At 72.9% G+C, this 20,162-nt stretch carries 22 protein-coding genes; 12 read left to right on the plus strand and 10 right to left on the minus strand.

Annotated features, from left to right (window positions below; genetic code table 11):
• Positions 1-4: 4 nt before the first annotated feature.
• Positions 5-1,516 carry a MocR-like pyridoxine biosynthesis transcription factor PdxR gene (gene pdxR / locus BLT44_RS12380; protein ID WP_074690250.1) on the minus strand — a complete coding sequence of 504 codons (1,512 nt, stop codon included), beginning with the start codon at positions 1,514-1,516 and terminating at the stop codon, positions 5-7.
• Positions 1,513-2,343 carry a DNA-methyltransferase gene (locus BLT44_RS12385; RefSeq protein WP_010156739.1) on the minus strand — a complete coding sequence of 277 codons (831 nt, stop codon included), beginning with the start codon at positions 2,341-2,343 and terminating at the stop codon, positions 1,513-1,515. Before BLT44_RS12385 ends, pdxR begins: the two co-directional genes overlap by 4 nt.
• Positions 2,344-2,474: 131 nt before the next feature.
• On the opposite strand from BLT44_RS12385, the gene BLT44_RS12390 reads away from it, so the two are divergent.
• Entirely contained in the window at positions 2,475-2,831 is a 357-nt protein-coding gene (locus tag BLT44_RS12390; RefSeq protein WP_010156738.1) for a VOC family protein, read from the plus strand.
• A gap of 7 nt (positions 2,832-2,838) precedes the next feature.
• On the opposite strand, the gene BLT44_RS12395 is transcribed toward BLT44_RS12390, so the two are convergent.
• Positions 2,839-3,537, minus strand: a complete 699-nt coding sequence (locus tag BLT44_RS12395) for a helix-turn-helix transcriptional regulator (RefSeq protein ID WP_010156737.1) — start codon at positions 3,535-3,537, stop codon at positions 2,839-2,841.
• Positions 3,538-3,610: 73 nt separating this feature from the next.
• Between BLT44_RS12395 and BLT44_RS12400 the strand changes: the two genes are divergently transcribed.
• On the plus strand, positions 3,611-4,357 hold the full coding sequence (locus BLT44_RS12400; protein ID WP_010156736.1) for an alpha/beta fold hydrolase: 747 nt from the start codon (positions 3,611-3,613) through the stop codon (positions 4,355-4,357).
• On the opposite strand, the gene BLT44_RS12405 is transcribed toward BLT44_RS12400, so the two are convergent.
• Positions 4,337-5,473: a 3-hydroxyisobutyryl-CoA hydrolase gene (locus BLT44_RS12405; RefSeq protein WP_010156735.1), complete on the minus strand. Its 1,137-nt coding sequence runs from the start codon at positions 5,471-5,473 to the stop codon at positions 4,337-4,339. The two genes, BLT44_RS12400 and BLT44_RS12405, sit on opposite strands and share 21 nt — an antisense overlap.
• Positions 5,474-5,507: 34 nt before the next feature.
• Positions 5,508-6,830 (minus strand): MFS transporter, encoded by a 1,323-nt coding sequence (locus BLT44_RS12410; RefSeq protein ID WP_010156734.1) that lies wholly within the window; start codon positions 6,828-6,830, stop codon positions 5,508-5,510.
• A 317-nt stretch (positions 6,831-7,147) separates the two neighbouring features.
• Here BLT44_RS12410 and BLT44_RS12415 point away from each other — a divergent pair, with 317 nt between their 5' ends.
• The 6 genes from BLT44_RS12415 to BLT44_RS12440 all read left to right on the plus strand — a co-directional run bounded on the left by BLT44_RS12415 (position 7,148) and on the right by BLT44_RS12440 (position 12,313).
• Positions 7,148-8,014 (plus strand): LPXTG cell wall anchor domain-containing protein, encoded by an 867-nt coding sequence (locus BLT44_RS12415; RefSeq protein ID WP_010156733.1) that lies wholly within the window; start codon positions 7,148-7,150, stop codon positions 8,012-8,014.
• Positions 8,015-8,097: 83 nt separating this feature from the next.
• Positions 8,098-9,003 (plus strand): LCP family protein, encoded by a 906-nt coding sequence (locus BLT44_RS12420; RefSeq protein WP_074690252.1) that lies wholly within the window; start codon positions 8,098-8,100, stop codon positions 9,001-9,003.
• A gap of 123 nt (positions 9,004-9,126) precedes the next feature.
• On the plus strand, positions 9,127-9,963 hold the full coding sequence (locus tag BLT44_RS12425) for a DUF3097 family protein (RefSeq protein WP_010156731.1): 837 nt from the start codon (positions 9,127-9,129) through the stop codon (positions 9,961-9,963).
• Between the two features lie 162 nt (positions 9,964-10,125).
• Positions 10,126-10,983 carry an arginase family protein gene (locus BLT44_RS12430; RefSeq protein WP_029608272.1) on the plus strand — a complete coding sequence of 286 codons (858 nt, stop codon included), beginning with the start codon at positions 10,126-10,128 and terminating at the stop codon, positions 10,981-10,983.
• Entirely contained in the window at positions 10,980-11,375 is a 396-nt protein-coding gene (locus tag BLT44_RS12435) for a hypothetical protein (protein WP_050803118.1), read from the plus strand. Before BLT44_RS12430 ends, BLT44_RS12435 begins: the two co-directional genes overlap by 4 nt.
• Entirely contained in the window at positions 11,372-12,313 is a 942-nt protein-coding gene (locus BLT44_RS12440) for an alpha/beta fold hydrolase (RefSeq protein ID WP_010156728.1), read from the plus strand. The genes BLT44_RS12435 and BLT44_RS12440 overlap by 4 nt, the downstream gene beginning before the upstream one ends.
• Before the next feature lie 36 nt (positions 12,314-12,349).
• Here BLT44_RS12440 and BLT44_RS12445 read toward each other — a convergent pair whose 3' ends face one another.
• Complete coding sequence (locus tag BLT44_RS12445; protein ID WP_010156727.1) at positions 12,350-12,607, minus strand: zf-HC2 domain-containing protein; 258 nt, start codon at positions 12,605-12,607, stop codon at positions 12,350-12,352.
• Entirely contained in the window at positions 12,604-13,218 is a 615-nt protein-coding gene (locus tag BLT44_RS12450; protein WP_010156726.1) for a sigma-70 family RNA polymerase sigma factor, read from the minus strand. The genes BLT44_RS12445 and BLT44_RS12450 overlap by 4 nt, the downstream gene beginning before the upstream one ends.
• A 44-nt stretch (positions 13,219-13,262) precedes the next feature.
• On the opposite strand from BLT44_RS12450, the gene aroA reads away from it, so the two are divergent.
• The 3 genes from aroA to bcp all read left to right on the plus strand — a co-directional run bounded on the left by aroA (position 13,263) and on the right by bcp (position 16,379).
• A complete protein-coding gene (gene aroA, locus BLT44_RS12455) occupies positions 13,263-14,735 on the plus strand; it encodes a 3-phosphoshikimate 1-carboxyvinyltransferase (RefSeq protein ID WP_010156725.1) in 1,473 nt (490 codons plus the stop codon).
• Between the two features lie 4 nt (positions 14,736-14,739).
• On the plus strand, positions 14,740-15,798 hold the full coding sequence (gene rsgA, locus BLT44_RS12460) for a ribosome small subunit-dependent GTPase A (protein ID WP_029608270.1): 1,059 nt from the start codon (positions 14,740-14,742) through the stop codon (positions 15,796-15,798).
• Between the two features lie 107 nt (positions 15,799-15,905).
• Complete coding sequence (gene bcp, locus BLT44_RS12465) at positions 15,906-16,379, plus strand: thioredoxin-dependent thiol peroxidase (protein WP_010156723.1); 474 nt, start codon at positions 15,906-15,908, stop codon at positions 16,377-16,379.
• Positions 16,380-16,484: 105 nt separating this feature from the next.
• Here bcp and BLT44_RS12470 read toward each other — a convergent pair whose 3' ends face one another.
• Positions 16,485-16,907: a hypothetical protein gene (locus BLT44_RS12470; protein WP_050803117.1), complete on the minus strand. Its 423-nt coding sequence runs from the start codon at positions 16,905-16,907 to the stop codon at positions 16,485-16,487.
• Positions 16,908-17,097: 190 nt separating this feature from the next.
• On the opposite strand from BLT44_RS12470, the gene BLT44_RS12475 reads away from it, so the two are divergent.
• Positions 17,098-17,346, plus strand: coding sequence for a WhiB family transcriptional regulator (locus BLT44_RS12475; RefSeq protein ID WP_010156721.1), 249 nt, complete (start codon positions 17,098-17,100; stop codon positions 17,344-17,346).
• Between the two features lie 354 nt (positions 17,347-17,700).
• Here the strand turns inward: BLT44_RS12475 and argG are convergent, their stop codons facing one another.
• Positions 17,701-19,122 (minus strand): argininosuccinate synthase, encoded by a 1,422-nt coding sequence (gene argG, locus BLT44_RS12480; RefSeq protein WP_010156720.1) that lies wholly within the window; start codon positions 19,120-19,122, stop codon positions 17,701-17,703.
• Between the two features lie 39 nt (positions 19,123-19,161).
• Positions 19,162-20,160 carry a malate dehydrogenase gene (locus tag BLT44_RS12485; RefSeq protein WP_010156719.1) on the minus strand — a complete coding sequence of 333 codons (999 nt, stop codon included), beginning with the start codon at positions 20,158-20,160 and terminating at the stop codon, positions 19,162-19,164.
• Positions 20,161-20,162: the final 2 nt, after the last annotated feature.

The raw sequence follows: 20,162 nt of genomic DNA on the forward strand, positions 1-20,162 counted from the left end.
CGCGTCAGACGCGGTCGAGGATCCCGCGCAGCTCGCGCAGCGCGGCGTCGAACGCGGCGTCGTCGTCGCCGCCCACGCCGATCACGAGTCCCGCCATGCCCGCATCGCGATCCGTGCGCTGCCAGTACCGGCCCAGCGCCTGCACGCCGAGTCGCATCGGCTCGGCCTCCGCGATCACGTCCGCCTCCCGGCGGCGGGCGCGCTCGGGGTCTCCCGAGAACTCGATGACGGCGTGCAGCCCGCCGTCCATCGGGCGCACCCGGGCGCGCTCGGCCCCTGCGAGGCGCTCGGACACGAGGTCGCGGCGCACGGCGTAGCGGCGCAGCATGCGCACCGTGTGCCGTCGCAGCTCGCCGCTCGCGAGGTAGGCGGCGAGCGCGGACTGCACGACGCTCGAGACGGGGCCGCCGAGGTCTCGGCGCACGGGTTCGATGAGGGCCCGCAGCCCTGCCGGGGCGAGCAGGTAGCCGGCCGAGAGCGCAGGGGTGATCGTGCGCGAGAACGTGCCGAGCAGCACGACGACGCCGCGCTCCGCGTCGTCGAGCGCGGCGAGCGTGGGGAGCGGCGTGCCCGTGTAGCGCAGCTCGGAGTCGAAGTCGTCCTCGATGATCACGACGCCGTTGCGGTGCGCCCACGCGAGGAGCTCCCGCCGTCGCGCGAGCGGCAGCGATCCTCCCAGCGGGTACTGGTGGCTCGGCGTCACGATGACGGCGTCGAGCATGCCGTCGGGCAGTCGGGCGGTGTCGAGGCCCAGCGCGTCGGCGGGCAGGGCGATGATGCTCGCGCCGGCTCGCGATACCGCGCCCCGCAGCGACGGCAGCCCGGGGTCTTCGACCCCGACCGCGAGGGTGCGGCCGCGCGTGGCGCCGAGCGCGGTGAGGAGCAGCCAGAGCCCGTCGCGCGTGCCGGCCGTGACGAGCACGTCGGCGGCGGCGCGCGGCGTGCCGCGCATCCGGCGCAGGTGCTCCGCGATCTCGCGCCGCAGAGATGGATCGCCGAGCGGCGGCGCCACCGTCGCGGCGACCTCGAGGCTGGCGGCGGCCTCGCGCCACGCGGAGCGCCACGCCGAGCTGACCACGCCCTCCGTGATCGGCGCTCCGGGCGCGAGGGGCGCCGGGCGCTCGGCGCCGAGGAGCGATTCGTCCGTCGGCGCTCGCCCCTCCCCGTCCGGTCGCGCGTCGACGGGGATCGCCGGGCGCGCGGGATCGACGCCGGCACCCGCTCCGGCACCGGGGCTCGTGCGCGCCAGGTCGGGGTGCACCAGGGTGCCGCGCCCCTGCGCGGCGGCCAGATAGCCCTCGGCGATGAGCTGCTCGTACGCCGCGACGACGACGCCGCGCGCGACGCCGAGCCTGCGGCTGAGGTCGCGGGTCGCGGGCACCGCCTCCCCCGGGCGGATCAGCGATGCGTCGATCGCCTCGCGCAGGGCTGCGGCGATCTGCACCGGTAGCGGCGAGCTCGAGGAGCGGTCGATGTGCACGGGGAGGCCGCTCACCGCGCGGGTGCGCGCGCTCATGCGAAGACCGCCCCGGTGCCGTCGAGGCGTTCGCGCATCACGGCGACGGCCTCGGGGTTGTCGTCGATGAGCAGGAACTCCCGGCCGAGCTGATGCGCGACGGCCCCGGCGGTGCCGCTCCCGGCGAAGGGGTCGAGCACCCAGTCGCCGGGCCGTGTCGACGCCTGCACGATGCGGCGGAGGATGCCGGCGGGCTTCTGCGTGGGGTACCCGGTGCGCTCCTTGCCGGTGGGCGACACGATGGTGTGCCACCACGTGTCGGTGGGGAGTTTGCCGAGCGCGGCCTTCTCGGGCGTCACGAGGCCGGGCGCCATGTAGGGCTCGCGATCCACCGCCTCGGCGTCGAAGTGGTACCAGTCGGGGTGCTTCGCGTAGACGAGGATGTTGTCGTGCTTCGCGGGCCAGCGCCGCTTCGCCCGCGCGCCGTAGTCGTACGCCCAGATGATCTCGTTGATGAAGCACTCGGGGCCGAAGAGCGCGTCGAGCAGCACCTTGGCGTAGTGCACCTCGCGGTAGTCGAGGTGCAGGTAGAGCAGCCCGTCGGGCGAGAGCAGCCGCCAGGTCTCCTCGAGGCGCGGCTCCAGGAAGTCCCAGTAGTCGCCGAACCGGTCGTCGTAGCCGAGCGTCGTCTCCCGGGTCACGCGGTATCCCTGCCCGCGGAACCCGAGCCGGTCGCCCGCCGCCCCCGTGAGCGGGCCGTCGACGCGCGCGCCGCGCACCCGTTCGGCGCGCCGCAGCCGTCCGGTGTTGAACGGCGGATCGAGGTAGGCGACGGCGAACGCCGCCGACGGCAGCGCGCGCAGGATCGGCAGATTGTCGCCCAGCATCACTCGGCTCGGCCCGCTCGCGTTCCAGGGCTCACTCACCGTCTCAGGCTACCGGCCCGCCGCTCGGGCTACCGGCTCGCCGCGGAACCCCGTAGCGTGGAAGCCGGCGTACGACGACGAACGGGGCGGGCATGATCGGGCTGGGAATGATCACGATGGACACGACGGATCCGCGGTCGCTCGCGGGCTGGTGGGCGGAGCGGCTCGGCGGCGAGATCGTGCACGAGGCGGACGGCTGGTTCTGCGTGGTGCGCGCGCCGCAGCTGCCGGCGGCCCTCGGCTTCCAGAAGGTCGACGATCCGGGCCCGGGCAAGAACCGACTGCATCTCGACTTCGAGGTCGACGCCTCGGCGGACCGCTCGCATCTCGTCGCCGAGTGGGTGGCCGCGGGCGCGACGCACCTCGGTCGCCGGGGCGAGGGCGGGCTCGCCTGGGACACGTTCTCCGATCCCGACGGCAACGAGTTCTGCATCGGAGACCCGCACTAGTCGCCGCTCACCCGCGCGGCTCGTGCACGGGGCGCGCCGTCGCGGGCGGGGTGCCCGCCTCCGCGACGGTGTGCCCGCTGCACGGCGAGGCGGTGACGCTCGCCCGTTCGATGCGCGACACGGCGAACCAGCGCATCGCGTCGCGCAGGCGGCACCACCCCACGAGGTACCACCGGCCGTTCGTCGAGGCGAAGAGCACCGGTTCGACGTCGCGCGAGGTGACGGCGCCGTCGCCGGCCGTGTAGCGGATGCGGAGCGCGCGCTGATCCGTCATCGCCTCCTCCAGCGCCGAGGCGATGGCGCGGGAGCGCGCCTGCGGAGCGTCCACCCACACCCGCTGGGCGAGGTCTTCGGCCCTGGCTCGCGTGCGCGGGTCGAGCACGTCGACGATCTTGCGCACGCCTGCGGCTGCCAGATCGGCGAAGGGCGCGTCGGGTGCGGCGGAGACGGCCGCGAGCAGCGCGACGGCCTGAGCCGGGGAGAGGGAGACCGGCGGCAGCGACGATCCGGGAGCGAACCCGTAGCCGCCTCCCGGCCCGGGCCGCGACCAGAGCGGGGCGCCGCTCCGCTCGAGCGCCGCGAGGTCGCGCTTCACGGTGCGCACCGACACGTCGAACTCGCGCGCGAGCCGATCCGCGGTGATGCCGCGCGTGCCGCTGCGGCGCAGCATCTCCGAGAGCGCGTGGAGCCGCTCCGCTCGCTTCACGGCCGGTGCCGAAATCGGTTCATGACATGAATAGTGACACACCGTCGCCCGAGGCGTGCTCGAGACTGCTGGCATGACCGCACATCTCAGCCGTCCGCCCATCGTGCTCATCGCCGGCCACTGGCTCGGCTCCTGGGCGTGGGAGGCGTTGCTCGAACAGCTCAGCTCGACCGGCCTGCGGGCGACCGCACTCACCCTGCCGGGGTTCGACCCCCACGACCCCGACCGCCGGCGCGCCACGCTCGCAGACCAGGCCGCCGCCATCCGCGCGCACCTCGCGAGTCACGCGGGCGCGCCTCCCCGACGGTCCGTGATCGTCGCCCACAGCGGCGCGAACGCGCCCGTGAGCCTGTTCGCGGATCGGCACCCCGAGCTCGTCGAGCGGATCGTCTGGGTCGACTCCGGCCCCATCGCCTCGGGCAGCGTCTTCGCCCCCGACCTGCCCGAGGACGTCGCGGAGCTCCCCCTGCCCGCGTTCGACGAGCTCGCCCGGCAGGCGAGCCTCGACGGGCTGAGCCCCGCCGATCTCGCGCGCTTCCGCGACCGGGCCGTTCCCGTTCCCGGCCCGGTGCTGCGCGAGCGCATCGACCTCTCGAACGACGCGCGGCGGGGCATCGCGACGACGCTCGTCTGCTGCTCCATCCCCGGCGCGCAGGTGCTGGAGCTCGCGCGGGCGGGGCACCCGATGTTCGCCGAGACGGCGGTGCTCGCCGACCTCGAGGTCGTCGACCTGCCGACCGGGCACTGGCCGATGTGGAGCCGCCCGGGCGACCTCGCCGAGGTCATCCGCGCGGCGGCCTCACGCGTCGGCGGCGCGTGAGGCGGGGCGCCCGAGGTCGAGCGGCTCCTCCCCCGGCCGAGGCGCAGGGTCGAGGATCTCGGCGAGCTCCGCCGCGTCGAGATCCTCGATGCGCGCCGGCGTCCAGCGCGGCGAGCGATCCTTGTCGATGACCTGGGCGCGCACGCCCTCGGCGAAGTCGGGCCGCGCGGTGAGTCGCCCGAGGGTGCGCAGGTCGTCGGTCAGCACCGCGGCGAGATCCAGAGCGAGACGGCGCGTGCGGTCGAGCTGCGCGAGCGTCACCGCGACCGAGGTCGGGCTCATGGCGCGCACGGTCGAGGCGAGGCGGGTCGCCTCGGGGGCGCCGCTCCCCTCGAGCGCTCGGATCAGTCGGAGCGCGGCGCCGGCCGGATCCTCCGCGGCCGGCGGCTCCTGCGCTCCGAACACGGACGCGGCGATCGGCGACCACCAGTCGCGGGCGCGCAGCAGATCCGAGGCGGGCGCGGCCTCTGCGAGACGTTCGGCGGCGGATCGCGGCTCCTCCCCCGCGGCGAGCGCCTCGCGCAGCTCGGGGAGCCGCTCCGTCGGCACGAAGACATCGGCGAATCCGAGCGCGATGGCGTCACCCGCGGTCATGTCGCCCGCCGAGACGGCGAGCAGCTCGCCGAGCCGCTCGGGCGCGCCCGCGAGCAGCAGGTGCCCGCCCACGTCGGGCACGATGCCGATCCGGGCCTCCGGCATTGCGAGACGGCTGCGCTCGGTCACCACGCGGACCGCCGCGTGCCCGCCGAGCCCGATGCCGCCGCCCATCGCGATGCCGTCCATGATGCCGACGACGGGCGGCTCGGAGACGCTGATCGCGTGATCGAGACGGTACTCCTCGGAGAGAATGGCGTCGGCCGACCCGCGGGAGAGCTCCTTGATGTCGCCGCCCCCGCAGAAGCCGCGGTCGCCGGCGCCGTCGAGCAGCACCGCCTGCGTTCCGTCGCTCTGGGCGGTCGCGATCGCCTCGGCGAGACGCGCGAACATCTCGCTGTTCAGGGCGTTGATGGCGCGGGGCCGGTTCAGCGTGATGTGCGTGATCGCCCCGTCCCGGCGTACGAGCACGAGCGGTGCATCGGCGGAATCGATCGGCTGCGACTGCGGTGTGGCGCTCATCTCAGCACCGTATCACCGCCGCTGAGCGCCGCGCTCACGGGCTGGGGTGATGCGCGTCGTAGCGCTGGAACCCTGTCGCGGTGCGCAGCAGCACCAGCATGATGCCGAGGATCACGATGCCGCCGAGCAGCGCCGGCGCCCACAGCGCGACGAGCGTGGCGACGGCACCCGCGAGCAGATCCCCGACGCGCGGGCCGCCCGCGACGACGACGTAGAAGATCCCCTGCATGCGCCCCCGCACGTCGTCGGGGGCCGCGGTCTGCAGGATCGTGGTGCGGAACACGGCGCTGACGTTGTCGGCGGCGCCCGTGCCCGCGAGTGCGAGGCCCGCCAGAACGATGGCGGGGACGATGGGGGCGTCGCTGCGCTCGGTCACGCCGGCGGTCGAGGCGGTGACGAGCAGCACGAGCCCGAAGAGCGCCGTGCAGGCGCCGAACGCCGCGATCGCGAGGGTGACGGCGCGCCCCTGGCGCCGCACCGCTCCGAGCGGCCCGGAGAGGAGGCCGCTCACCAGCGCGCCGAGGGCGAACGCGGCGGTCAGCGCTCCCACGGTGACCGGCCCCCCGCCCAGCACGAGCGCCCCGGCTGCGGGGAACACGACCCGGGGCGTGCCGAAGATCATCGCGATGAGGTCCCAGATGAAGGTGGCCCGCACGTTGGGGGCGCGACGCAGAAACCGGAGGCTCTCGAGCACCGAGCCGAAGCCGGGTGCGGTGCGGTCGCCGTCCGGCGCCATGCGCGGCAGGCTGAGAATGCCGAGGAAGGCGCCGGTGAAGAGCACTGCGTCGAGCAGGTAGGTCCAGGGCACGCCGACGCTCGCGACGAGCACGCCGGCCACCGCGGGCCCGACGGTGATCGCGAGGCCCATGGTGATGCCGCTCAGCGCAGCCGCGGCGGGCAGCAGCTGGGCCGGGAGCAGGCGGGGCAGGATCGCGCCGCGCGTCGCCCCCATGATGGTCGCCGATGCGGCGTTGACGGCGGCGAGCGCGTAGTACGGCCACGTCGCCTGCACGTCGAGGAAGGCGATGACGGTCATCACGCCGATGCTGCACCACGCCGCGATCGCGGTCGCCAGCGCGACGAGGCGCCGGTCGAAGGCGTCGGCGAGGGCGCCGCCCACGAAGCCTGCGAGAATCATCGGCCCGAGCGCCCAGAGGGCGACGAGCGAGACGGCGAAGGTCGATCGCGTGATCTCGAAGATGTGGAGGCCGACGGCCACGATGGTCACCTGAGCGCCGATCTGCGCGATCGAGGTTCCCGTCCACAGCTTCGCGAATGCGGGGCTCGCGCGCAGCGGAGCGGTATCGACGAGGAGTGCGCGCAGTCGGGTGCGCCGCTCGCCGGCCTCGGATCTCACCGCATCAATCTATCGCTCTCCACGTTGAGCGGTCGTACTGCACGACTTTCGCCGAAATGCAGTATCGATCAGCCCGTTTTTGAGTATTGATAGCTTGCACATGCAGTATGAAAAGTAAATCCTTGCCTGAGTGCTTGCTCAATTTTTACGCACCGTCTAGCGTTGTTCTCGGCTGACGCTCCAGAAGTGCTTCTGCAGCGGATCACGGCGCATGAGCGGCGAAGTTCTGCCATGAGTGCACGGAGCGGTGTCGGGATCACGAACCTCGCACGGCCGCAGTCGCGAACTCCCCTTTCCACATCCAGCACGGAGGCAACATGAAGTTCTCGAAGAAGCTCGCCGGAGCGGCCGCGATCGGTGCGATCGCTGCTCTGGCGTTCGGCGGCACCGCTGCGACGGCGGTCGAGCCCGGCGACCCCATCACCCTCAGCCCGGAGATCACGCTCGGCGCCGAGTCGTTCACCGTCACCGGCGCAACCTGCATCGACGAGGCCGGCACGCCCGGCACGTACCTCGTCGCGATCGCTCCGGCCGACGGCGAAGAGCCCGAGATCGTCTCCGACGTCGCGGGCGAGGACGGCTCGTGGACCGCGACGCTCCCGACCCCCGCTGAGAGCGGCGTGTACGAGGTCGTCGCCGCATGCGACCTCTACGCCGGCATCACCGAGTACGCCTCGGCCGACCTGCTCGTCAGCGCAGCAGCGGGCGTGCAGCTCGACGTGGCCCAGGCCGATCACTTCGAGTCGTTCGGCTTCTCGGGCGCCGGGTACGCGCCCGACGAGAACGTGCGCGTCGAGTTCCGCCAGAATGGCGAGGTCGTCGAGTCGCTCGGCACCGTCCAGGCGAACGCGGTCGGCGAGATCGTGGGCGACATCACCCTCGGCAACACCCTCGCCTACGGCGAGTACGATGTCTACTTCATCGGCGAGACCAGCGGCACCGAGTACTCGGCTCCGCTGACCGTGACCGACGGCACCGTCGCCCCGGCTCCCGGTGATCCGGGCAACGTCGGCGGCGGAGTGACGCCCCCGGCTGAGCCGATCAACTACGCGCCCGGCGCGAAGCTCGCGAACACCGGCGGCGAGAACTTCGCTCCGTTCGCGATCGCGGGCGGCGTCGCAGCCCTCGCACTCGGCGCCGGTGCGCTCGCACTCGGTCGCCGCAAGGCGCACGCCGCGGAGTAATCCAGCTGCGTAAGTCTGCATCGCGCGACGCCCCTGGCCGGTACGGGAGACCCCGTTCCCGACCAGGGGCGTTTCGCCGTGCCATGCGGGCCGTCGCCGTCGCCGCCCTCGTGCTCGTGCTCGCACTCGGCGGGCTGACGGCCGTGCTCGCGAGCCGCATCGATGCCGTGACGATGCCGGAACTCGGCAGCTCGCAGCAGGCTGACGCCGACGGCACCGTGTACCTGTTCGTCGGGGCCGACTCCGGCATCGAGCGGGCCCCCTCCGACGTGCAGCGCAGCACTCCGGAGGGGCAGGCCCGCGCAGATGCCCTGGTGCTCGTGCGGCTCGCACCGAACGGCGATGCATCGGCGATGTCGATCCCGAGAGACCTGGTCGCGACGGGCGACGCCATCGGCCCGATCGCACTCTCCCTGCTCGAGGGTCCCGAGGCGCTCATGCAGAGCGTCTGCTCGGCGACCGGAGTCGCCGTCGACCGCTACGTGTCGATCGACGCACCCGGGTTCGTCGAGGCGATCGACGCACTCGGCGGCATCGAGGTCGACGTCGAGCTCCCCGTGCGCGATCCGGCCGCCGAGCTCGGCATCGACCGGGCCGGCCCGCAGCGCGTCGACGGCGCGACCGCCCTCGGACTCGTGCGCTCGCGCCACCCGGAGCAGCTCGTCGACGGGACCTGGGTGCGCGTCTCGGACGACGCGGGCGCCCAGCAGCGCGCGCTCTGGTCGGCGCGCGTGCTCGACGGCGTGCGGGTGGCGCTCGCCGACGCGCACCCGGGAGCACTGGCCGGCGCCGTATGGGCGGGCAGCGGATCGCTGAGCATCGGCGGCGGGCTTCACCCGTTCGAGCTGGCGCGACTCGCGCGCGCCGACCTCGACGTGCACGAGCTGCCCGGCGAGAAGCTCGGCGGCGGGCGCGCGCTCGTGCTGGGCGATGCCGGGCGGGCGGCGCTCGCCGATGCCGGCTTCCGCACCGACTGCGCGCTCGGCTGACGGGATTCCGAGCCGTCCGCGCGCACCCGGCCCGGCTCCGCACCCGGCTCCGCGCGCGGCCCCGCACCCGGCACCGCGCGCTCATCCGCATTCGCGGGTACGCGCAGCGATAGGCTCGTCCGTATGTTCGACGACCGATACGACCTCGACCCGGTGGCAGCGATGAAACCCCGCCGGGGTCCGGTCGAACGACGCGAGGTGCCCCTCGCGAAGGGCCTCGTGATCGAGCACACCGAGTCGGAGTGGTGCGGCGCCGTCGTCGGCGCGCGCGAGGGCCTCGTGCAGCTCGAGGACTACCGCGGCAAGGTGCGCGCCTTCCCGCTGACCGACGGGTTCCTCATCGACGGCGAACCCGTGCGCCTGGTGCGGCCCGCAGCGGCCCCGGCGGCCCGCAGACGCACGGCCTCCGGATCCTTCGCAGCCCCGCAGCAGCGCGCCCGGGTGGCGATGCCGAGTCGCATCTTCGTCGAGGGCAAGCACGACGCAGAACTCGTCGAGCAGGTCTGGGGAGACGATCTGCGCGTCGAGGGGGTCGTGGTCGAGATGCTGCAGGGCGCCGACAACCTCGAGCAGGTGCTCGCGGAGTTCGGGCCGGCGCCCGACCGCCGCGCCGGAGTGCTGCTCGACCATCTCGTGCCGCGCAGCAAGGAGTCCCGGATCGCGGAGGCGATCGCGCGCGGCCCGCACGGCGCGCACGTGCTCATCGTCGGTCACCCGTTCGTCGACATCTGGCAGGCGGTGAAGCCGGCGCGGGTCGGCCTGCAGGAGTGGCCGACCATTCCCCGGAGCATCGAGTGGAAGCGGGGCATCTGCCGGGCGCTCGGCTGGCCGGGCGACGAGCAGGCAGACATCGCCGACGCCTGGTCGCGGATCCGATCGCGGGTGCGCGACTTCCGAGACCTCGAGCCCGAGCTCGTCGGCCGCGTCGAGCACCTCATCGACTTCGTCACGGTCGAGTGAGCACGGCCGCGTAAGCACGGCGTGAGCACGGCCGCGTGAGCACGGCGGCCCTGCCCCAGCCCTCCTCTCCTCTCCCCGTCTGTTCTCGCTCCGCGGAACCGAGCCTCCCGCTCGAACAGGCGGGCGTATTCTGAACTGCAGTGGATCTGCGAGGAGGCCGAAGTGGCAAGCCCGATGTTCTTTCTGATGCCCCAGTGGCAGGGATCGCCCTCGGCGCGCGCGATGCAGCTCGCCGAGGGCGCTGAGCTGCTGCGGGAGGACCTCCCGGCGTCCGCGCTCCGGGAGGTGCCGGTGCCCCTCGAAGCCGGCGACGCGATGGGCACGCCCGTCGCCCGGCTGAGCAGCCTGATCCGCGCCCGGGAGTCGGCCCGCACCGCCCTCGAGCCGGCCCTCGCCGACGGCCGCACGCCGATCATCGTGGGCGGCGACTGCGCGACCTCCCTCGCGGGGCTCGAAGCTGCCGCCCGCTCGGTCGAGCGGCTCGCGGTGCTGTGGTTCGACGCCCACGCCGACATGCAGCACCCCAGCACCTCGCCGTCGGGGAGCGCATCGGGCATGACGCTGCGCCACGCCCTGGGCGACGGGAGCGACGACCTCATGGCGAGACCGGCCATCGCCGCGGATCGCCTCACCCTCGTCGGCGTGCGGGAGGTCGACCCGGAGGAGGACGACGAACTGCAGCGCCGCGGCATCGCCGTGGTGCGCGCCGGCGCGGCCGACGCCGACTCCGATGCGCTGCGCTCCGCGATCCTCGACCGCATCTCGGGGGCCGACGGCCTCTACATCCACATCGATCTCGACGTGCTCGACCCCGCCGACTTCGGCTCGGTGCACGCCCCCGTGCCGTTCGGGCTCTCGGTCGCGCAGCTGACCGGCGCCATTCGCGCTGCCGTCGCCGCGGTGCCGCTCGCGGGGGCCGCGATCTGCGAGTTCGCCCCGGCCGATCGGAATCGCGCCGCAGAAGACCTCCCGACCGTGCTCCGCACGCTCGCGGCGCTGACCTCGGGCGGGCGGTCGTGAGCCCGCGGGGGCGGCGCTGGCCGTTCGCGCAGGCGGGGTACGTGTACGCCACCGTCGTCGGCTTCGTGTGGGGCGCCATCTGGAGCCGGGGTCGCATCGAGCGGCACGAGGGGCTGTGGGTGTTCCGCGGTATGCCGAAGTGGACGTTCGGGCGGGGCGGCAGCTGCGTCGGCTCGTGCTACCTGACGAATCGCAACGTCTCGGAACGGGTGCTGAGGCACGAGCGGGTGCACCGCGAGCAGTGGCGGCACTACGGCATGGCGCTTCCCGTGTTGTACGCCCTCGCCGGCCGCGAACCGCTGCGCAACCGGTTCGAGATCGAGGCGGGCCTGCGCGACGGCGGATACGTGACCGGTGCCGACGCCGCCGCCGACCCGAAGCGGGCGCGGTGAGCGCCGCCGGCTCGGGCCCGCAGACCGACGACGAGTTCCGCTTCCTCCGGAGCGACGCGGAGCGCGTGGGGCGCGGCGGCCCACTGCCGCCGGTCGCGCGCACGTCTGATGTGCTGGCGGATCGCCGCACCGTGCGCGGCCTCGCCTTCGACGGCGAGCAGCCGCCGCAGCTCGTCGCGCTCCACGGCGCCGGGCTCAACGCGCACAGCTTCGATCCGACGCTCCTCGCCCTCGGCCGGCCGGCGCTCGCCCTCGATCTGCCGGGCCACGGCCGCAGCGACTGGAGGAGCGACGCAGACTACCGGCCCGCCGCCCTCGCCGCCGACGTCGCCGAGGTGCTCGATGCGCGGGCGACCGATCCCGTCGCCCTCGTGGGGCACTCCCTCGGCGGGCTGACCGCGGCGCTCGTCGCAGCGGCGCGACCGCACCTCGTGCGTCGCGTGATCCTCATCGACATCACGCCCGGGGTCTCGCCGCGGCGCGACGCCGGGGCGGTGCACGAGTTCATCCGCGGGCAGCGCCACTTCGGCAGCATCGACGAGATCGTGGATCGGGCTCGGCGCTTCGGCATCGGCCGCGATCAAGCCGCGATCGCGCGCGGGATCGCGCTGAACACGAGGGTGCGCGCCGACGGCCGCCTCGAATGGGCGCATCACTTCGCCCACCTCGACGCCCCGCCCGGCGGCGACGAGCCGCACCCGTACGCCGCCATCTGGCGCGCCCTCGCCGAGTCGAGTCGGGCGGGCGTGCCGAGCTCCCTGATCGCCGCCGACGCCGGCATGCTCGACGCCGAACTCGTCGCGGAGTGGCGCGAGCGACTGCCCGGGAGTCCGGTCGTCACGATCGCCGGCCCCCACAATCTGCACGAAGCTGCGCCCGCAGCGCTCGCCGACGCCATCGACCGCCTGCTCGCGGACGACCGCTCCCCCGCTCGGTGATCCCGCCGCCCTTCGGAGACGGCACCCGCCGCCGGGTCAGACGACGGCGCCCGGCCCCTCGGCACGGAGGCTGCGAAGAATCGCGTCGCGCAGCGCCTCGGGCGGGCAGTTGCTGTCCCGCTCCTCCTCGCACGCCCGCTTCACCACGTTCGTGAGCTTCTCGCACGCGTTCCGCTCGTCCTGACACGACGGGCACTCCGCGATGTGCGCCCGGATCGGCGCCGACTCCTCGGCGCAGAGCTCGCCCCGGAGCAGCTCGTACACATTCGCCTTAGCCTGCTCGCACTCGTTCATCGCGCTGCTCCCTTCTTCGTCTGCTTCGCTCCCGCATTCAGTCCAACGCCCTGCTCGTTCGCGTATTCCCCGAGCGCCTTCCGCAAACGGGCGCGGCCCCGGTGCAAGCGGCTCATCACCGTGCCGATGGGCACCTCCGCGATGTCGGCGATCTCCTGGTAGCTGAACCCCTCGACGTCAGCCAGGTACACCGCGATGCGGAAGTCCTCGGGCAGCGCGTTGAGCGCGGTCGTCACCACCGAATCCGGCGTGCGGTCGATCGCCTCCGCCTCCGCCGAACGGGAGGACATCGCCGTGGTCGACTCCGCACCGCCGAGCTGCCAGTCCTCGAGCTCGTCGACGGCGCCCATATGGGGTTCCCGCTGCCGCTTGCGGTACGTGTTGATGTAGCTGTTCGTCATGATCCGGTAGAGCCACGCCTTCAGATTCGTGCCCTCCTGGAACGAGGCGAAGGCCGAGAACGCCTTCAAAAACGTCTCCTGCACCAGATCCTGCGCATCCTGCGGGTTCCGAGTCATCTTCATCGCTGCGCCGTACAGCTGATCGAGCATCGGAAGCGCCTCCGACGTGAAGCGCTGTTCCAGCTTCGCCTGTGCTGCGGTATCACTCACGCTCTCGATCCTACTGGCGACAGCTGCGGGTAGAATCGACTCCGATGCTGATCGCGAAGATGAACCAGGGCAAAGACGGCGACGAGACCGGCACCGGCGAGGGCGTCGAGGCGGCCGAAGCGCTGTGGCCGGCTCCCCGCCCCGAGCAGCCCATCGACGCGACCGTGCAGCTGCCCGGATCGAAGTCGCTGACCGGCCGCGAACTCGTGCTCGCCGCGCTGGCCGACGGGCCCGGTGTGCTCCGCGCTCCGCTGCGCTCGCGCGACGCCGCGCTCATGACCGAGGCGCTGCGGGCCCTCGGCGCCTCCATCGAGGAGCTGCCCCGCGGTGAGCTCGCAGACCCCGACCTCCGCATCACGCCCGCCGACGAGCTCACCGGGTCGACCACCGTCGAGTGCGGGCTCGCCGGCACGGTGATGCGGTTCGTGCCGCCGATCGCCGCGCTCGCACTCGGGCCCGTCGCATTCGACGGCGACCCCTACGCGCGCAAGCGCCCCATGCGCCCCGTACTCGACGCGCTGCGCGCCCTCGGCGCCGACATCGCGGACGAGGGGCGCGGCGCACTGCCCTTCACCGTGCACGGCACGGGCGCGCTGCGCGGCGGCCGCGTCGAACTCGACGCCTCGCTCTCGAGCCAGTTCGTCTCCGCCCTCCTGCTGGCCGGGGCTCGATTCGAGCACGGCGTGCACGTGGTGCACACCGGCGAACGGCTGCCCAGCCTGCCGCACATCGAGATGACCATCGCCTGCCTGCGGGCCCGCGGCGTGCAGGTGGATGCGCCGGCGGTCGGCGAGTGGCGGGTCGAGCCCGGCCCGATCCGCGCCGCCGACGTCGCGATCGAGCCCGACCTCTCCAACGCAGCCCCGTTCCTCGCCGCCGCGATGGTCGTCGGCGGCCGGGTGACGGTGCCGAACTGGCCGGCCGCGACCACGCAGGTGGGCGACCTGCTGCGCACGCTGCTGCCCGAGTACGGGGCAGCGATCCGCCTCGACCCCACCGGCGACCTCACCGTCACCGCGAGCGGCGACCTCTCGGGCCTCGACCTGCACGTGCCCGAGGCGGGCGAGCTCGCGCCGACGCTCGTCGGCCTCGCCGCGCTCGCCGCTCACGGGTCCGACGGGGCCGACGGCCGGCCGAGCCGCATCACCGGCATCGGGCACATCCGCCACCACGAGACCGACCGCATCGCCGCCCTCGTCGCCGAGATCAACGCGCTGGGAGGCGACGCGATCGAACTCGACGACGGCATCGCCGTGCACCCCGCGCGGCTGCACGGCGGCGTCTGGCACAGCTACGCCGACCACCGCATGGCGACCACCGGCGCCCTGATCGGGCTGCGCATCCCCGGCATCCAGGTCGAGGACGTGGCGTCGACTTCGAAGACCCTCCCCCGCTTCACCGAGCTCTGGGAGCACACCGTCGGCCTCGGCCATGCCGCCGCCGGCGCTGCGGACGACGCCCCGGACGACGAATCTGCGCTCGGCCGCGCCGCCCGCGGCTTCCTCACGGGGCTGTGAGCACGTGAGCTGGCTGACCCCCGACGACGACGTCGACGACCCGTACGCCGCATACGCCGACCACGAGGTGCGGCAGCGCCCGAACCCGAAGGCCAATAGGCCGCGCACCAAGCGGCGCCCCGAGCACGCCGATGCGGTGACGGGCATGGTCACCGCCGTCGACCGCGGCCGCTACACGGCGCTCGTCGCCGCCGCCGACGACCCCGCCGATCCACGGGAGCGCACCGTGCTCGCCTCGCGGGCCCGCGAGCTGCGCCGCACCCCCATCGTCATCGGCGACCGCGTGCAGCTCGTCGGCGACACGAGCGGAGACGCCGGATCGCTTGCGCGCATCGTCGCCGTGGCCGACCGCCGCACCCTGCTGCGGCGCAGCGCCGACGACAGCGACCGCGTCGAACGCGTGATGGTCGCGAACGCCGACCAGATGCTCATCGTCGTCGCCGCGGCCAACCCCGAACCCCGCGTCCGCCTCGTCGACCGCTACCTCGTCGCCGCCTACGACGCCGGCATCACGCCGCTCATCTGCATCACGAAGGTCGACCTCGCCGACCCGGAGCCGTTCCTGTCGCACTTCGCCGCGCTCGAGGTGCCCGTGTTCCGCTCCGCACCCGACGCGTGGCCGCTCGCCGAGATCCGCGCAGCGCTGGCCGGCCGCACCACCGTCTTCGTCGGGCACTCCGGCGTGGGCAAGTCGACCCTCATCAACGCGCTCGTGCCCGAGGCGGAGCGCGCGATCGGCCACGTCAACGAGGTCACCGGCCGCGGCCGCCACACCTCGTCGTCGTCCGTCGCCCTGCGGGCCGCGACGCCGGGGGCCGAGAACGGGCCCTCCGGCTGGGTGATCGACACCCCCGGCGTGCGCTCCTTCGGGTTGGGCCACGTCACCCCGGAGGGCATCCTGAGCGGGTTCACCGATCTCGCCCGGATCATCGAGAGCTGCCCGCGCGGCTGCACCCACCAGCACGACGCCCCCGACTGCGAGCTCGACGCGGCGATCGCCGACGGCCGCCTCGACGCTGCCGGCGCCGCCCGCGTCGAATCGCTTCGACGCCTGCTCGCGTAGCCGCGGTGCGGGCTCGAGCGGGCTGGGGCGGGCTGGGCGGAGCTCGGTCGGGCTCGGCTTCGGGTCGCGCTTCAGCTCCGGCCTCCGCGCGGCGCTAGGCTGACCGTATGACTGATCGCGCAGTGCTCGAACCCGGCCACGAAGCCCCCGAATTCACCCTCCTCGACCAGGACGGCAACACGCGCGCGCTCGCGCAGTACCGCGGCAAGCGTGTGATCCTCTTCTTCTACCCCGAGGCCATGACGCCCGGCTGCACGAAAGAGGCCTGCGACTTCCGCGACTCCACGCTGCCACTCGAGGCCGCCGGCTACCACGTGCTCGGCGTCTCGCGCGACTCGGTCGAGAAGCTCCGCAGATTCGCCGATCGCGACGCCCTCGAGTTCCCGCTCCTCAGCGACCCCGACGCCGCCGTGCACCGCGCCTACGGCGCATTCGGCGAGAAGAACAACTACGGGCGCATCGTCGAGGGCGTGATCCGATCGACCTTCGTCATCGACGAGTCGGGCCGGATCGCGCACGCACTCACCAACGTGAAGGCCACCGGGCACGTCGCACGCCTCCGCAAGCTGCTCGAGGTCTGACCCTCCGCGCGTCGCGGGAGCGGACGGCGGGGACGTCGCGGGAGCCGAGACGTCTCGCCGTCGCGGCCGTCGCGGCCGTCGCGGCCGTCTCGCCGCCGCGCGAGCCTAGACCGCGCGACCCTCCTCGTCGTACACGGGCCGCTCGTCAGGCCGCGCGAGCACTGCGGCGGCGAAGCCCACCAGCGCGCCCGCGACGAGGGAGAAGCCGAACTGCCAGGAGCCGATGCCGAGCTGCAGGCAGCCGGTGCCCGCGGCGAAGAGCAGCACGTGGATCGTGAGGGCGGATCCGCGCACCCAGCTGGGCCTGCCGCGCAGCGCGGCGACGGCCGTGACGGCCACCCACACCAGCGCGAGCAGTGCCATCGCGACGATGCTCACGTTCTGCGCAACCGGCCCCACCGAACCGAGTGCGGCGGAGACCGAGAAGATCAGCACGCCGACCAGCAGCAGGCTCTCGAGCACCAGCAGCACGCGGAGCACCGCCCATCCCGCACGTGAACGAGGGTGATCGGGAGGTGTCGGGGGCATTGCGGCTCGCTTTCCAATCAATTGCAGGTTACCTATTGATTTGCATCTGTATCCGTGGAACTATATAACCCGTCGAGTTTCGCGCACGCCGACGTGAGCATTCTCAGCCACGTATTAGGTAGTTACGGCGCGAATTCTAGGCTATCCGGTCTCCGGGTTGTTCGCGCGCGTGCGTTACAGAGGAGGACACATGGATTGGCGTGAACAGGCAGCATGCCTCACCGTAGACCCGGAGCTTTTCTTCCCGGTCGGCAACACCGGACCGGCCGTCGAGCAGATCGAGCGTGCGAAGTCGGTCTGCGCACGGTGCACGGTCACCGAGATGTGCTTGCAGTACGCGATGGACACCGGCCAGGATTCGGGCGTCTGGGGCGGCCTGAGCGAGGATGAGCGCCGCGCGCTCAAGCGTCGCGCGGCTCGCGCGCGCCGCGCCTCCTGAGCGTTCGTTGAGCGCACCGACGGCCCGTTCCTCTTCGGAGGGGCGGGCCGTTCCGCATTTCGGAGCCCCGCGGCCCGCCTCACCCCGCCGCTCGCCTCTCGCCCTCACCCTCGCCCCCGCCCTCACCTCTCGCCTCTCGCCTCTCACCTCTCGCCTCTCGCCGCTCGCCCCCGGCCCCGCGGGCCGTCCTTCGCGCAGGGGATCCGCGTTCGCACAGGAGGCTCACCCCTGATCCGTCCGCGTTCCGCCGGATCCCCTGTCTGAACGCGACCGCACCACCCACCGAAACGACGACGGGCCCATCCGCATGGATGGGCCCGTCGTGTCACACCGCCGAAGCGGCGCACCGGCGCGTCAGTCGGTGCCGGCGTCGAATGCAGCCGAGAGGCCGAGCACGTCGGCGTCCTCGTCGATGCCGCCCACCGCGTTGGCGATCTCGGCGGCGCCGCCCTGCTCGAGCTGGCCGACGAGCTCCGCGATCGACCCGCCGACGATGCCGAGCTGCGCGTACTGCTCGAGGCGCTGACGGGAGTCGGCGATGTCGAGGTTGCGCATGGTGAGCTGACCGATGCGGTCGACCGGCCCGAAGGCGGCCCCGACCGTGCGCTCCATCGAGAGCTTCTCGGGGTGGTAGCTCAGGTTGTCGCCCTCGGTGTTGAGGATCGTGTAGTCGTCGCCGCGGCGCAGACGCAGCGTGACCTCGCCCGTGACGGCGGAACCGACCCAGCGCTGCAGCGATTCGCGCAGCATGAGCGACTCGGGGTCGAGCCACCGGCCCTCGTACATGAGGCGCCCGAGCTTGCGCCCGTCGGTGTGGTAGCTCGCGAGCGTGTTCTCGTTGTGGATCGCGTTGACGAGCCGCTCGTAGGTGATGTGCAGCAGCGCCATGCCCGGCGCCTCGTAGATGCCGCGCGATTTCGCCTCGATGATGCGGTTCTCGATCTGGTCGGAGACGCCGAGGCCGTGCCGGCCGCCGATCGCGTTGGCCTCCAGCACGAGCGCCACCGGGTCGTCGTACTCGACGCCGTTGATCGCCACCGGGCGACCCGCCTCGAATCGCACCGACACCTCCTCGGTGGCGACCTCCACGTCGTCGCGCCACGCGGCGACGCCCATGATCGGTTCCACGATGTCGAGCCCGGCGTCGAGGAACTCGAGCTTCTTGGCCTCGTGCGTCGCGCCCCAGATGTTGGCGTCGGTCGAGTACGCCTTCTCGGTGGCGTCGCGGTAGGGGTAGCCGTGGGCGACGAGCCACTCGCTCATCTCGTGCCGCCCGCCGAGCTCTTCGACGAACTGGTGGTCGAGCCAGGGCTTGTAGATGCGCAGCGCCGGGTTGGCCATGAGGCCGTACCGGTAGAAGCGCTCGATGTCGTTGCCCTTGTAGGTGGAGCCGTCGCCCCAGATGTCGACGCCGTCCTCCTTCATCGCGCGCACGAGCAGCGTACCGGTGACGGCGCGGCCGAGGGGCGTCGTGTTGAAGTAGGTCTTGCCGCCCGAGCGCACGTTGAACGCTCCGGTCTGCAGCGCGACGAACCCTTCTTCGACGAGCGGGCGCTTCGCGTCGACGTGGCGCGCGATCTCGGCGCCGTACTCCTTGGCGCGGTCGGCGACGCCGTCGATGTCGGGCTCGTCGTACTGGCCGATATCTGCGGTGTAGGTGCAGGGCACTGCGCCCTTCTCGCGCATCCACGCGACTGCACAGGAGGTGTCGAGACCTCCGGAGAAGGCGATGCCGACGCGCTCGCCCACGGGGAGGGAAGATAGAACCTTGGACATGCTCTCTATCCTAGGGCTCCCCGCGGGCTCGCGATTGCGCTAGGGCATCAGTCCGAGCTCGCGCACGGCGTCGCGCTCCGCGGAGAGCTCCGCGACCGAGGCGTCGATCCGCTCGCGCGAGAACTCGTCGATCTCGAGTCCGTCGACGATGCTCCAGGCCCCGTCGGAGGAGGTGACGGGGAACGACGAGATGAGACCCTCGGGCACGCCGTACTCGCCGCGGGAGACGATCGCGGCGCTCGTCCAGCGGCCCGCCGCGCGCGGCCCGGTGCCGAGCACCCAGTCGCGGGTGTGCTCGATCGCGGCGTTCGCCGCCGACGCGACGGAGGATCCGCCGCGCACCTCGATGATCTCGGCGCCGCGCTGGGCGACGCGCTCGATGTACGCGCCGCGCGCCCACGCCGGGTCGACGGCGGCGAGCGCGGCGTCGCCCCGCACGGTGGCGTGGCTGAGGTCGGGGTACTGGGTGGCGGAGTGGTTGCCCCAGATGGTCACGCCGGCGATGTCGGCCACCGGCGCGCCGGCCTCGGCGGCGAGCAGCCCGACGGCGCGGTTGTGGTCGAGGCGGGTGAGCGCGGTGAAGCGCTCGGCCGGCACGTCGGGCGCGTGCTGCTGGGCGATGAGCGCATTGGTGTTCGCGGGGTTGCCCACGACGACGACGCGCACGTCGTCGTCGGCGTGGGCGTTGATGGCGCTCCCCTGCGGCCCGAAGATGGCCCCGTTCGCGGCGAGCAGGTCGCCGCGCTCCATGCCTGCGGTGCGCGGGCGCGAGCCGATGAGCAGCGCGACGTTCGCCCCGGCGAAGGCGACGTTCGCGTCGTCGGTGATGTCGACATCGGCGAGGGTCGGGAACGCGCAGTCGGCGAGTTCGAGGGCGGCCCCCTCAGCGGCGCGCATGCCCTGCGGGATCTCGAGGAGTCTCAGGCTGACGGGCTGGTCGGGGCCGAAGAGGTCGCCGGCCGCGATCCGGAACAGGGCCGCGTAGCCGATCTGGCCCCCGGCGCCGGTGAGGGTGATGGTGACGGGTGCGTGGGTCATGC

This window comes from Leucobacter chromiiresistens (genome assembly GCF_900102345.1).
Taxonomy (GTDB): Bacteria; Actinomycetota; Actinomycetes; order Actinomycetales; family Microbacteriaceae; genus Leucobacter; species Leucobacter chromiiresistens.